Origin of the sequence: Corynebacterium lizhenjunii, assembly GCF_011038655.2 — a bacterium.
GTDB lineage: Bacteria > Actinomycetota > Actinomycetes > Mycobacteriales > Mycobacteriaceae > Corynebacterium > Corynebacterium lizhenjunii.
Map to the genome: position 1 here is coordinate 1,764,503 of NZ_CP064954.1, position 13,589 is coordinate 1,778,091.

Annotated in this window: 11 protein-coding genes and 1 other RNA gene; 5 read left to right on the top strand and 7 right to left on the bottom strand. The window is 62.0% G+C overall.

Going from position 1 to position 13,589, the window contains the following annotated elements; genetic code table 11:
- Positions 1 to 234: 234 nt before the first annotated feature.
- Together G7Y31_RS08295 and G7Y31_RS08300 are read right to left on the bottom strand one after the other, a co-directional pair.
- Positions 235 to 3,387: a bifunctional [glutamine synthetase] adenylyltransferase/[glutamine synthetase]-adenylyl-L-tyrosine phosphorylase gene (locus tag G7Y31_RS08295; RefSeq protein ID WP_165010315.1), complete on the bottom strand. Its 3,153-nt coding sequence runs from the start codon at positions 3,385 to 3,387 to the stop codon at positions 235 to 237.
- Between the two features lie 11 nt (positions 3,388 to 3,398).
- Positions 3,399 to 4,736 (bottom strand): glutamine synthetase family protein, encoded by a 1,338-nt coding sequence (locus G7Y31_RS08300; protein WP_165010317.1) that lies wholly within the window; start codon positions 4,734 to 4,736, stop codon positions 3,399 to 3,401.
- A 214-nt stretch (positions 4,737 to 4,950) separates the two neighbouring features.
- On the opposite strand from G7Y31_RS08300, the gene G7Y31_RS08305 reads away from it, so the two are divergent.
- On the top strand, positions 4,951 to 6,129 hold the full coding sequence (locus G7Y31_RS08305) for a DUF2786 domain-containing protein (RefSeq protein WP_165010318.1): 1,179 nt from the start codon (positions 4,951 to 4,953) through the stop codon (positions 6,127 to 6,129).
- 136 nt (positions 6,130 to 6,265) lie between these two features.
- A complete protein-coding gene (locus G7Y31_RS08310; protein ID WP_165010320.1) occupies positions 6,266 to 6,958 on the top strand; it encodes a CYTH domain-containing protein in 693 nt (230 codons plus the stop codon).
- Between the two features lie 24 nt (positions 6,959 to 6,982).
- Here the strand turns inward: G7Y31_RS08310 and G7Y31_RS08315 are convergent, their stop codons facing one another.
- Complete coding sequence (locus tag G7Y31_RS08315; protein ID WP_165010323.1) at positions 6,983 to 7,189, bottom strand: hypothetical protein; 207 nt, start codon at positions 7,187 to 7,189, stop codon at positions 6,983 to 6,985.
- A gap of 243 nt (positions 7,190 to 7,432) precedes the next feature.
- On the opposite strand from G7Y31_RS08315, the gene G7Y31_RS08320 reads away from it, so the two are divergent.
- Positions 7,433 to 8,692 carry a galactokinase family protein gene (locus tag G7Y31_RS08320; protein ID WP_165010324.1) on the top strand — a complete coding sequence of 420 codons (1,260 nt, stop codon included), beginning with the start codon at positions 7,433 to 7,435 and terminating at the stop codon, positions 8,690 to 8,692.
- Positions 8,693 to 8,805: 113 nt separating this feature from the next.
- Here the strand turns inward: G7Y31_RS08320 and rnpB are convergent.
- From rnpB to G7Y31_RS08340, 4 genes are all read right to left on the bottom strand, one after another.
- An RNA gene (rnpB, locus tag G7Y31_RS08325) (RNase P RNA component class A) lies at positions 8,806 to 9,219 on the bottom strand.
- A gap of 15 nt (positions 9,220 to 9,234) precedes the next feature.
- Complete coding sequence (locus G7Y31_RS08330; RefSeq protein WP_165010326.1) at positions 9,235 to 10,413, bottom strand: bifunctional RNase H/acid phosphatase; 1,179 nt, start codon at positions 10,411 to 10,413, stop codon at positions 9,235 to 9,237.
- A gap of 39 nt (positions 10,414 to 10,452) precedes the next feature.
- Complete coding sequence (locus tag G7Y31_RS08335) at positions 10,453 to 11,160, bottom strand: zinc ribbon domain-containing protein (RefSeq protein WP_165010328.1); 708 nt, start codon at positions 11,158 to 11,160, stop codon at positions 10,453 to 10,455.
- Between the two features lie 5 nt (positions 11,161 to 11,165).
- Positions 11,166 to 12,044, bottom strand: a complete 879-nt coding sequence (locus G7Y31_RS08340; protein ID WP_165010331.1) for a Nif3-like dinuclear metal center hexameric protein — start codon at positions 12,042 to 12,044, stop codon at positions 11,166 to 11,168.
- A 46-nt stretch (positions 12,045 to 12,090) separates the two neighbouring features.
- Between G7Y31_RS08340 and G7Y31_RS08345 the strand changes: the two genes are divergently transcribed.
- The gene (locus tag G7Y31_RS08345) at positions 12,091 to 12,606 is read left to right on the top strand and encodes a low molecular weight protein-tyrosine-phosphatase (protein ID WP_165010333.1); all 516 of its coding nucleotides are present in this window, start codon (positions 12,091 to 12,093) and stop codon (positions 12,604 to 12,606) included.
- 21 nt (positions 12,607 to 12,627) lie between these two features.
- Positions 12,628 to 13,536 (top strand): SURF1 family cytochrome oxidase biogenesis protein, encoded by a 909-nt coding sequence (locus tag G7Y31_RS08350; protein ID WP_165010335.1) that lies wholly within the window; start codon positions 12,628 to 12,630, stop codon positions 13,534 to 13,536.
- Positions 13,537 to 13,589: the final 53 nt, after the last annotated feature.

The following is a 13,589-nucleotide window of genomic DNA, read 5'->3' on the forward strand; positions in this document are numbered from 1 at the left end:
GGGTCTCCTCTGGTGGATACGGTAAAACATTGTGCAGCAAAACGTTGTGCAGCAAGGGCGCTTGTGCAGCAAGGGCGCTTGTGCAGCAAGGGCGCTTGTGCAGCAAGGGCAGTTGTCGATGTCGTAGCACGCGGGTGCCTGGGTCTGGCGCCAGTCTAGCAGCGCGGAGATAACCGCGTTCCGGCTCGACGCTTCGCCGCAGGCATACGCTCCAGGCCACGGCTACGCTACTGGCTAGGGGTGTTCGAAGGATTCAGCTTCTCCCCAGAAGACCTCGTCAACCACCCGGCGGGCATGCCGGGTGACTTTAAGGTAGGCCTCCAGGAACTCTTGATTGTCCTCCGGCGCCCAACCCGCCGCCCCAGCAACTTGGGCCAATTGCGGGCCCGGCGTGGGTAGCTGGTCTACGCGCTTGCCGCGCACCAATACCAACGCATTGCGGGCATCGGTGGCGAAGCACCAGGCCTGACGCAGCGCCTCAACATCTGTAGCCGACAGCAATTGGTGTTGCTCTAAAGCCTCCAGGGTGCGCAGAGTTGAGGATTCATGGAGGTCCTCGCAGGTATGGGCGTGCATCATCGTGAGCAGCTGCACGGTCCACTCAATGTCACTGAGCGCTCCGCGACCGAGTTTGGTGTGGGTATTGCGGTCTGCTCCGCGGGGAAGACGCTCGTTATCAACTCGCGCCTTCATCCGTCGAATATCGCGAAGCGTGGCCTGGCTGGCTCCACCGGCCGGGTAGCGAAATTCCTCGATCATATCGAGAAATTCTTGCCCCACCTCGACATCGCCTGCGACAAAGTCTGCTCGCAGCAGGGCTTGCTTTTCCCAGGACTCGCCCCATTGCCGGTAGTAGTGTTCATATGATGCCACGGTGCGCACCACCGGCCCCGATCGTCCCTCCGGCCGTAAGCCCAAGTCCACTTCCAGTGGCGGATCACCGGAAGGCTTGGACAAACGCCGACGCATTCCATCAGTAATCTCGATAGCCCACTTGATGGCCTCGGACGTTTCGATACCCAACGCTGGCTCGGCGACTACCATCACATCGGCATCCGATCCAAAACCCAGTTCCATGCCTCCGAGTCTGCCCATCCCGATCACGGCGATGCGCGCCAGTGGTTGCGGGAACTCCGCGGCAGAACCGTTGATGGGACCGGCGCCACTGGCGGGCTCAGCACCGGCACGCACGGCGGCGTCGGCAAGCTCAGCATCGCGGCGTCGCGTTTGCCACCCGCGCACCTCCGCTCGCAAAGCCGCCTCCAGCACTGTATTCCACACGGTGGATAGCTGGAAACAGACTTCTTCCACCGGCATCAGGCCCAGAAGATCCGCTGCGGCAATCCGAGCCAACTCCACCCGCCGTAGAGAGCGTGCCACCGCCACCGCCTTATCCGGATCCGCATGGCGTTGCGTGGAGCGAATCAGCGCACTAGAGACCTGCTCCGCGGTGGTTTCTAGCAGCTTCGGCCCGGTGGCACCGTCGGAAAGCAACTTGACCACTTCGGGTGCCGAAATTATAAGCTCTGCCGTATAGGGAGAAGTACCCAGAATCCGCATGAGCCGCTGGCCCACCACGCCTTCGTCGCGCAACATCCGCAGAAACCACGTGGCAGAAAACGCAGCCTCCGACAGGCGGCGATAATTCAACAGCCCGGCATCCGGGTCCGCAGTCGAAGCCAGCCACCCCATCAAGGTCGGCAACAAAATGGATTGGATCCGTGCCTTGCGCGTGGAGCCGCTAGCCAAAGAGGTCAGATGCTCATAGGCCCGGTCCGGGAAACGATAGCCAAGGGCTGCCAGCTGGAGCTTGGCGGCGTCGGCAGACAGCTTCAGTGTATCCGAATCCAGGTTGACCACAGAGTGCAGCAGAGGCCGGTAGAACAAGCGCGAATGCAGGTCCTGGACCATGACCCGCTGGGTTTTGAGCCGACGCTCCAGCATTTGCGCCGCCGAGTATTTCCCGTCGGAGAAGAACCCCGCCGTGCGCGCCAACCACTTCCAGGCTCGTTCATCATCCTGCGCCGGAAGCACGTGCGTGCGCCGAAAACGCTCCAGCTGCAGCCGGTGCTCCAAAAGCCGCAAAAACTCATAAGCCTCTATCAGCTGCTGGCCATCTTCGCGGCCTACGTACCCTGCCCCAATCAACGCCTCCAAGGCCTCCACCGTGTTGAGCACCCGCAGCGACTCATCCGAACGCCCATGCACCATCTGCAACAACTGGACCGCAAACTCCACGTCACGCAATCCCCCCACGCCCAGCTTCAGCTCGCGATGCTTTAACTCCGGCGCCACATTATCCAACACCCGGCGCCGCATGGCCTGCACATCATCCACAAATGATTCTCGCTGCGAAGCCTCCCACACCAGCGGATTAATCGCATTCACATAGTCCTGCCCCAACGGCATATACCCCGTCAACGGTCGGGCTTTAAGCTGAGCTTGGAACTCCCAGGTTTCTGCCCAACGGCTGTAATAGCTAACGTGTGAGTCCAGCGTACGCACTAACGCCCCTGACTTCCCCTCCGGGCGCAAGTTTGCATCCACCTCAAAAAAGCACGCTGAACCCATGCGATTGAACTCCGCCGCCAGGCGCGTCAGACTTGCCTGCGCGTGTGAGCCTACGAAGACTACGTCCACATCACTGATGTAGTTGAGCTCTTGCGCCCCGCACTTGCCCATGGCTATGACAGCCAACTGGCCATCTAGCGGCCGTCCCCCGAAGGTGGCACGTGCGGCAGCGGCTAAGGCTGCGGTGAGGGCGGCATCGGCAAGCGCGGTAGTCAGCCGGGTCACGCTGCGAAAACCCAGGTGCGGCTGCGGAGCAGTCTGCCCCTTGCGGGAGACGAACGTACCCGCCAAGTCATAGGCAGCCAGCCGCATCATCAACGTGCGGTACGTCTTCTTCAACGCCGCCTGGTGCTGGCCCGGGCGCTCCTCCGGCACCGCCACATAGGTGCCCGGTCCTTCCAAACTTACCGATGCCGTGTCCGCCCTCTCTGGATCCTGGGCATACTCCGCAGGCTCCGCGCCCACCGCCGTCAACAACTCCCGGTAAAGCTCCTCCGGCTGCGGCAACGGCTTAGCCAGCTCCTTCCACAATTGAGGGTTGGCTGCCAAGTGATCTCCCAGCGCCGAGGAACCACCCAACAGCGCCAGAGTGCGCACCCGCAGGTCCTCATCCTGGTCCATCGCCGCCACCAGCTCTGGGGCAGTAGCGTGAATGCGCATCAACGTATTCAATGCCGCGTCGCTATCGCCTACAGCGGCCAAGGTCCACAGCTGCGCGGAGGCTTCCGGGGTATTCCACCCCAACGCGTCCAAATCAGCAGCTGCGGTGGGACGGCTAAGCCCCAATGTCGCCGGGGAGGGAACGGATACACGCACGGGAACCACCTTTAAAAGTCCAGGTTATTGCGCAGTTCTACTGCCGTAATCTGCTCTTGGTACTGGTGCCACTCATCCCACTTTGAGCGCAAGAAAAACTCGAAGACATGCTCGCCCAGGACCTCTGCCATGAACTCGGAGCGCTCAAAAATCCGCAACGCCTGGTCTAATGAGGACGGCAAATCTCGATAACCCATCGCACGGCGCTCCCGGCGAGTCAACTGCTGAACATCATCCTCGGCTGGATCACCTAACTCATAGCCTTCGCGGATACCTTTAAGACCCGCGGCCAAAATCGCCGAATACCCCAGGTACGGGTTCATCAGCGCATCGACAGAACGAATCTCCACCCGACGCGACTCTGGCTTGCTCAACCGATAGGTAGGCACGCGGACCAGAGCGGAACGGTTGGAAACTCCCCACGTGGCCGAGCCCGGGGCCTCATTGCCAAAAATTAGGCGCTTATAAGAGTTGGTCCACTGGTTGACCACGGCAGACATCTCATGTGAGTGCTCCAAAATTCCGGCGATAAACTGCTTGGCGGTAGCCGAAAGCGCGAACTCATCATCCGGATCGTGGAAAGCATTAACCTCCCCCTCAAACAGGGACAGATGCGTATGCATACCATTCCCGGAGTATTCCTGGAAGGGCTTCGGCATAAACGTGGCCCGGATGCCCTGCTCTGTGGCTACCCGCTTAATTACAAAGCGGAAGGTCATAATGTGGTCCGCCATGGTTAACAAGTCCGCGTGCCGCAGGTCAATTTCCTGTTGCCCCGGGGCTGTTTCATGGTGACTCATCTCTGTAGCAATGCCCATCTCCTCCAGTGCCAACATCGCGTAGGAGCGGAAGCGCGGAGCGGTGTTTTGCGAGGCCTGGTCGAAGTAGCCGCCGTTATCCGTTGGCTTGAGCTTTCCAGAATCCTTAATTTCTTTGACCAGGAAGAACTCAATTTCAGGTGAGGCCTTTACCGTAAACCCATCCGCCGCAGCCTCTGCCACCTGGCGGCGCAGAATCTGACGGGGGTCCACCAGGGAGGCTTGCCCGTCCGGCTGGACGATGTCGCAAAACATGCGGGCAGACTGTAGCTGCGGATCATCCTTGTCAAAGGGCAAAATCTGGAAAGTAGACGGGTCCGGCAAAGCGATGGTGTCGGACTCGGAGATACGGGTGAGCCCCTCAACCGAGGAACCGTCAAACCCCACCCCCTCTTCGAACGCGGATTCCAGCTCCGAAGGGCTGATAACCACCGATTTCAGAGCACCTAAAATGTCCGTGAACCACAGTCGGATGAAATGGATGTCGCGCTCTTCAACCGTGCGCAGGACGAATTCGTGTTGGCTATTCATGCCTCCATACTGTACTCCAGGTCAAGGACACAGATCAGAAGCCCTCATTTTGCGCACTACAGTAGACAGCCAAGCCGCGGGCGTTTGCGCAGGATGGATCGGGATCGCGGGGGTAAGTGACGGGGGCAAGGGCTTGAACGGCTGCCCCAAGCCTGTGCCATGCTGGGGACACAAATTTTCGAACCCTCTGGATGCTTAAGGAAGGATTTATCCCATGTCCCACTCACGCCGCCGCATGTCTGACTTTGTCGACACTTCAACTGTCACCTGGAACCATTTAGCCCATCTGGTAGGAGCTGCTGCTATCGCGGGCTGGCTGCCCGATGACATTCGGCATATCTTGGGCCCGCGCTGTGAGGCCCTGCTCCACCGCGCCGCCTCGCTCATTCCCTCTTCCCTTCCACCCGGGCCAGTGCGCACCGCATGGTTACAGGTATCGCCGCCTGCCGATCCATCGTTGCCGCGGGAGGAGCTGACGAGTTGGTTGGACCAGTTGGGCCGTTGCGGACGCTTTGCCGATGCCCCGATAGTCTCACCTGCTGATGTCTCCGCCGCAACGGGGGCATCGGGACACCGGGGCAGCGGACGCGACAGTGACCCGCAGGATAAAATTCGCCGGAAGGTCGAAGCCTTGCTGCGCAAGGCGGAGTCCACAGAATATGAGGAAGAAGCCCAGGCTTTGGTTGCCCGTGCGCAGGCCCTCCAACAAGCCCACCGCCTACACGTGGCGGGTAGCGAGGCTCACCTGAGCGCGGAAGAGCTGGGCAAGCGCATTATCTCCCAACGGGCTTACGTGCACGGGCCATACATTAACCACAAGTGCGTCCTTCTCAGCGCCATCGCTAACGCCAATGGTGTCTGCGCTCTGCTGATGGACCCCCGCGGCATCGTGGTGCTCATTGGCACTCCGGAGGACACCGCGCATGTGGCGGATCTATTTGCCAGCCTTTCGCGGCAGTGCGAATACTTCTTGGAATACTCTCCTGGCGCGCGCCAGGCCAAGCAACAGCGCCGCACCGCGCCGTATCGGCGCAGTTTCCGGTTATCCTTCGCACAACGGATTGCGCAGCTGCTCCAAGAAGCCAATACCACCGCCGCCGAGGACGACACTGTAGGCGGCACTGCAGCTGCTAGCGATTCTGCTGCCGTCTCCACCGCACAACCTGCCACCGGAGCCGCGATAAACTCACCGTCTTCCGCCGTGGAACTACTCAATCGCCGGGCGGAAGCGGCAGAGCTAGTCACGGACCAGATTTTCCCGGGTCGGCGCAATATGCAAATGAGTAGCACAGACGCACACGGGTACGCCGACGGCGCCAAGGCTGCTGAGCGTTCCCACCTGCGCGGTGATTCCGCTGGCGTGGAAACCGGCCGGCGGGCGCTTACTGCATAGTAGTTCCCGCGCAGGATGCCGTCGCTTCCTGCACAGGATGACGTCGCTTCCCGCATTGCAGTGTCCGCAGAGGATGCCGGACAGCTACCGCATAGGCCATCTTGCGCGACCGCGCCAGCCATGACAGGCTTTCGACATGACCACCAGCTCTCTGGAAATCGAAATGAAGTTCTCTGTTGGTTCCACCGCAGACGTGCCCTCGCTATGCGGCGTAACCCCAGCGCTGTCCGCGGTGTTGGGCGAGCAGCACCATAGTCTGCGTGCCCTCTACTTTGACACCCCGGATCTGCGTCTTACCCGAGCAAAGGTCACTCTGCGCCGACGCACCGGCGGCGGGGACGCTGGTTGGCACATCAAATTACCGGCCACTACCGGACGTCAGGAGATCCATGCGCCTTTAGAAGACCACAACCAGCACAACAACCAGCCCGCTGTGCCTTCCCCCGGCACGGCAGGCAGCGCTACCGAGGTGCCCACTGAATTGTTGCAGCACGTTAGGCACCTAGTTGGCTCTCAGCGGCTCATTCCCATTGCCCAAGTAGACAATGAGCGCACCGAGATCACCTACGGGGACTCCTCCGGGGCGCCCACTGTGTTTCTGTGTGATGACCATGTCTGCGCGCGGTCTCTGCTCAGCGAGAACAACACGCGCCAGTGGCGCGAGTGGGAACTTGAGCTGGCAGCCGGGGTGGAGAAGCGACACGCAGACACCGACGCGATCATGCAGGAATGTGCCGCACGACTACGCGCCGCAGGGGCCACACCGGCAGATTCCCCGTCAAAGCTGGTAACCGCGCTGGGTTCGGATCATCCATCGGCTCACCGCTAGGGTCTTCACACAAACCGAGACGGCCTACTTGTCCCAAGAAGCAGGCTGGCCCCAGTCGTCCTCATCTTCTTCATCAGCAGCCGCGTTGCGTTCTGCAGCAGTGGCCAGGGCATTTTGGGCTTCTTCCCGGGTGGCATAAGGACCCATTCGGTTCGCCCAGCTTGATTCTGGCCCCTGGGTCACCTCCCCGGTAGTGGGATTGAAATACCAGTCTTTGTCCTCTTGAGCCACGGTTAAGCGTCCTTTCTACTCTCGGGTCTAGCCAATGGATTCCAGGCTACCGCGAAGTGGGAGGCGGGGGCGCGCTAGACTATTTCACGTTATTCTTTGCGGTCGGCTTTTAACAGTACGGCCGCGGCCCCACCGGTGGTGTGAGGCCGGAAGCACTGCATCGGGCGCACTGCGCCGGTAGCTGTGCGCCGCCGATACGCCGCTGGGGTCTCTGCCACTTGCAATCAGGAATCGGGAGAACTCATGGCCTTGTGGACGTCACCGACCACCCCTTTGACGCAGCGCGTGCAGGAGGTCCACCAACAAGCCTTCGGGGTCCCGGACCAGTGCGTGGCCACTGCACCGGCTACCTGGATGGTAATTGGGGAACACATTGATCACTTCGGCGGCATCGTCATAGCAGGGCTAGCGGACTTGGAAGCCGCAGCGGCTATCTCCCCCCGCACGGATGGAGTGGTGGCGGTTCACATTGTGGAGCCACACGGCACCGCCATTGCCCAAGTTTCGCTCGACGAACTCGCCCAGCGGGCAGCTGCCCAGCAACCCACGGTGGACGAGGAAGGCCAGCCGGTGATCCCACCGGCACCGGATGGGGATATACGCATCCGTGTGGCAGGCATGGTGTGGATGTTGATCAACCGCCAGCTGCTCTCACGCGAAACAGCGGGAATGAATATCGCGGTGGTCTCCGACATTCCGGCCCATGCTGGCCTGGGCGCCCACAGTGCCATCGACGTTGCGGTGGCGCTAGCGCTGGTGGGCCAGGCTGAAGACGCTCCCATGCGGGCGCGTTTGGCCGAGGTCTGCAGTCAAGCCGTGACAGTGTTTTCGCTCGTTCCCCCACTGCGAGCACGGCACACTGCGGCCTTGCGCGGTAGCGACGATGCCGTGGCGATTATCGACTATTCAGATAATTCTGTCACCCAGGCCCCGCACCCATTTGGCCGCGACATGGTGGGCTTTGCCCTTGCGGTGCCTGGGGAAGCCGATATCTCTTCGGCTGTGGCCAGCATTGTGCAGCGGCAGCGCTTTGTTCAGGATGCCTGTCACGCTTTTGGTACGGAATCATTGCGTGCGTTGCCGGATGCGTCCCAGCGCGTTCTGGACTGGTTGTCTGCGGTGCATGACGTCCACGGCCCGGAAGGCCGCCCCACTATCGGCGAGGCCTCCGATTGGCTGCGTTTTTACGAAGAAGAGACCCAGCGGGCGGCCACCATGGCACGGGTTTTGCGGTCGCGGCGCGGCGCCGCGTTGTTCCAGGCGCTTCAGGAGTCGCAGCGGGACGTGGAATTGGTCTATGGCATGGATGCGGCGGCCCAGTTGGCAGAGTTGGCCCGCTTGCGTGGCGTTGCCGGCGTGCGGGCGGCGGCCGCGGGTACGGCGCACGCAGTCATCGCCTACGTACCGGCTGCTCAGGCTGAGTCTTTTGCCGCCGATACCGCCGCCGATGGCCTCGATGTCATCCCCCTGCGCCCCGGCACCATCGCGGAGGCCTCAAACTAAGGCCAGGCTCGGGCACTACCACGGCTGAATTACAACTGCACTATGGCACGCGACCGCTGAACTACGGCTGGCGCTGAACTGCGGCTGTACTAAAGCCATAGGGCGAAAAGCGGCGAATGAGTCAGCCTATAAGCCGGATTCTGTGACACCCGCACACAGTGCGCGGGCCGGTAAACATCCATCTAGACCCACCGTCGCCGGTGGGTTCCAGCAGCTACCTCCAGGCTTCGACGAGCAGCCTACTAGCGCCTGATCCGGTCCGCGCCGTGGCGGACCCTTTTGCCTTGCTCCCGGTGGGGTTTACCCAGCCACCGCCATCACTGACGGTGCTGGTGCGCTCTTAACGCACCGTTTCACCCTTACCCAGCGCGCTGGGCGGTCTGCTTTCTGTTGCACTTTCCCGCGGGTTGCCCCGGGTTGCTGTTAGCAACCACCGTGCTCTATGGAGTCCGGACTTTCCTCGAAGGACCGCTTTCCCTGCGTTAAGCAGGGCAGTTCGGTGCCCTCGCGTTTACCCAGCTGGCTCATTCGCGCCACTTAGTCTAGCGCAGATGCGACGTATCGTTAACTCCGCGCACTAGGGCTCCGCCATCCCAAAACTCCACCACGGATATGGAGGCAGAATCCAGGTGCATGCGCCGCGTGCACACCGGTCCGGCGTCGAGCGCTTGGCGTACCAAGGACTTGATGGGGTTGACGTGGCTAACCAACAGCAGGGTTTGGCCGGGATGGTCGGCCTCTAGGCGTCGGCGCAGGGCGCGCACCCGCCGGTGGAGCTGCTGCAGGGACTCCCCCTCCGGTGGGGCTGCGGCAGCATCCTCCATCCACTGCGCGTGCGCTTGCGGGTCGCGCTGCTGGGCCTGGGCTAAGGTCAACCCTTCCCAGGCGCCAAAATCGAGCTCAATCAGGTCAGGCTCGGTCACCACGTCTGGGGCACTTCCCGCGGCCACCAGAGCGTCACGCACCGCCTGGGCAGTGTCCTGGCAGCGCTGCAGTGGGGAGGTCACTATCTTGTCGATGCTCCCCCACCGCCCTGCCGCCAGTTCCCTTCCCGCTGCCTGGGCTTGCCGGTGGCCCAGCTCAGTCAGCTCGACATCCGTGCGCCCGGAATAGGCCTGGCGGGTATTCGGCTCGGTTTGGCCGTGGCGCAACAGGATTAGCCGCAGGACGGCACCGCGCTCCCCCAGCCAGCCCGGGTTGGCTGCTGCCTTGCTTGCCGATGCCCCGGCATCGGCAGACTCGGCCGGCGGTGCGGCATCGGCAGACTCGGCCGGAGCTGCCTCGACAGCACCGACAATGCCCACGGGGTGCCCACTGGCGCACGCATCCATGGCGTCATTGGATAAGGCGTCGGCAACCTTGTTTCGCGCTCGCGGAACCCAAGAAATGCTAAAGGTCTCAAAATTAGCAATGACCCCGCGCGCCTGCACAGCCAGCTTCTGCATGTCCGGGTGCTTGATTTTCCAGCGTCCGCTCATCTGCTCGACCACCAGCTTAGAATCCATGTGGACTTCGACCTCGGTGGCCCCCAACTGGGCGGCGGCCTCCACGCCGCGCAGCAATCCGTGATATTCCGCCACATTATTAGTCGCAGAGGTACCCACCACGTAGACAATCTCGCGCAACACCGTGGTGCCATCGGCGGCGTAGACCACGGTGCCGGAACCGGCCACGCCGGGGTTACCCCGGGATCCACCGTCGGCAAAGATGATGACCTTCATTGTCCTGTGCTCCCCTTGTTTGTGTCAGTCCGCGTAGGTTTAGCGCACCAGCAGCGCGCCGCAATCGGTGCACTCAGGCAGCTGCGCCGGCGCCGCCCCACGAATGGCGTTGACTGCCGCCGGGGGCAGCTGAATATGGCAGCTTCCACAGACGCGATTGTTAAAGGATGCCGCGCCCACGCCGTTTTCTAGGCGGATGCGGTCGTATTCTTCCAGCACATCGGTGGGCAAAAGTTCACGCAGCTGCGCCACGCGCACGGTGGTCTCCGGGCGGTTGGCGTGGGCTTCTTCGGCGGCATCGGCAGCGCGGCGAGCAACCTCGGCCTGGCGCTGGGCCTCAGACAACTGCGCGCCGTGGACCTCAACGTTATTGCGCAGGGCATGGATTTCATTGTGCGCCTCTTGCAGCTCGCTCATCAGGTCTGCAATGCGGGACTTGGCCGCGTACAAGTCATGCTCGAGGTCCTTGCGGCGCTCCGGGTCCACTTCGGCACCCAGTTGGGCTTTATCATCGCGTTCCCGCTGGCGCAGCTTGCGCTCATCTGCCTGAATGCGCAAGATCTCGTTTTCCATGTCGTCGACAGCCATCTGGGCAGATCCAGCGGCGTTGCGCAAACGCAGCACCTTGGCTTCGGCCTCGCGCGCCGCGATGGTCTCCGGCAATTCGGCTGCTACCTCTACACCCTGGGAACGCTCCAGGGTGGCCAACTCCAGCAATACCGGGTGTAGGTGCGGGTCCAGCTTCATCTCTTTTAGTTCTCCTTCTTGGCGTGCACCGTCCAGGGGTCCGTGCGCAGCTCTATAATCTCTGTCTCCAGGCCGGTTTGTGCACTCACAATATCGCGCACCTGGCGCGTCCACGGAAATTCCGACGCCCAGTGTGCCGTATCTATCACCGCAGGCCCGCCGGCGCGCAGGTGCTCATCCACCGGGTGGTGGCGCAGGTCGCTGGTCAGGTACACATCGGCGCCCAGTGCTGCAGCGGTCTCCAGGAAGCTATCCCCAGATCCGGAGCTCACTGCCACGGTGCGCACCAGCTGGTCTGGGTCGCCTGCTGCGCGCACGCCCCATTCGGTTTCCGGCAGCGCGTTTGCCACCCGCTGGGTAAACTCCCGCAGCGTTATAGCCTCTGGCAGCTGCCCCAGCCTGCCCAACCCGGGGGCCTTCGCCAGGGCTGGAGCGTCCTGCGCACAGGCGTCCCCCGCGGCATCCTTAGCCGGCGTATCCTGTGCCAGGGCTGGATCTGCGGGCACCAGGGGCCTGCCCGGGGCAATCCCCACCAGCTCCGCGAGCACATCATTGACCCCCGGGCGGGCCTTATCTGCGTTGGTGTGTGCGGCCATGAGCGCCACGCCACCGCGGATGAGCGTGTGGATCACCTTGCCCTTGGGGGTATCCGCGGCCACGGAGGTCACCCCGCGCATAAGCAGTGGGTGGTGCACCACCAGCATCTGCGCCCCAATGTCCACGGCGCGTTGCGCCACGGCTTGGGTGCAGTCAAGGGCAAACGCCACTTTGGATACGCTCACGGCGGGGTCCCCGCAGATGAGTCCCACCGCATCCCAGTCTTCAGCCAGGTGCGGCGGGTAGGCGCGTTCAATTACTTCCCGGACATCATTGACGGTAGCCATGCTCTCGCTTTCAACTTTTGGACTAGCTCACACTATCCTAGACGCCATGTTGAACCCTGAGGAGCATGCGGACCAACAGCCATCCGCGGAGGCAGACTCCCGCCTCCACGTCGTCTTTGTATGCACGGGCAATATCTGCCGCTCTCCCATGGCGGAAGTTATTGTCCACGATGCAATGGAAAACGGGATGCTGGACCTGGTGGCGCGGACGTCGTCATGCGGGCTGGGCGGCTGGCATGTTGGCCAGGGCGCAGATGAGCGCGCTATCGCAGAGCTTCGCCGCGCAGGCCATGACGGTGCCGCTCATCGAGCAGCCCAGTTGGGCCCGGAGCACATGGATGCTGATTTATTTATCGCTATGGATTCCGGCCACCAGGAGGAACTCCTTGAACTGGGCATTGCCCCAGACCGCGTGCGTCTGTTGCGCTCTTTTGATCCGCAAGCGGATTCCCAGGATGTGGCAGATCCTTATTACGGTGACGAGTCTGGTTTCACCCACACCCGGGAAGTTATTGAGGCTGCCGTTCCGGGCGTGCTGGAGTGGATTCGCGCCAACGCCTAACTGCACCTACACTGGGCTTTTGTGTGGAAAGCGTTCTTGAAACCTCAGTGGGTCCTGCTGACCATTTTCGTGGTGGCCTTCTCATATTTTGCTTTTACCCTTCTGGCGCCGTGGCAGTTGGGCAAGGACCACGACATCGTAGAGCGTAATGAACACATCCACGCCGCTTTTGAGGCGGATCCGGTGCCGCTGCAGGATGCCGTGGATGCCCATGGTGTCATCGCGGACAAGGAGTGGACCCGCGTGGAGCTGCACGGCCACTATCTTCCGGATAAAGAAGTGCTGTTGCGTCTGCGTCCGGTGGAGTCCGGCCCCACGTACCAGTCTTTGGTGCCGTTTCGCACCGATACCGGGCTGACTATTTTGGTCAACCGCGGCTGGATGGTGGCCGGGGAGGCCAATACAGTCCCGGAGTTTTCCCCGGCGCCTTCCGGCCATTCCACCGTGGTGGCTATGTTGCGTCGGGCGGAGGGCCAGCGCGACACTGCCCCCATTGAGCAGGAGGGCTACCAGCAGGTCTATACCATCACTCCGTCCCAGATTGGCCCGCTCATTGGGCTAGAGTTAGCCACGGACTACGCCCAAATTTCTCATGAAGGCGAGCCTGGGGTGTTGGCTCCCATTCCGTTGCCACAGCTCGAACGCGGCTCCCACCTGTCCTATGGTTTCCAGTGGATTGCTTTTGGCATCATGGCCCCGTTGGGGTTGGCATACTTTGTTTTTGCTGAGGTCCGCGAGCGCCGCCGTCTGCGCGAGGAGCAGGCCCAGCTGGCCACCCAAGGCTCTGAGCTTGCCGATGCCCCCACCCCCACCGAGTCTGCCCCCGCTCAGCCTGCGCCCAACCCTGCTCGACGCAGCCGTTCGCGCTATGGTGACGCCAAGCCGGACCATTATCAGAAGTTCACCAGTAGGGGACGCGAGCGTTTTTAGCCCGGGTTTGGACCCAATGCGGGGTTATGCTGGGTTCACTTGCGGCTGCGTGC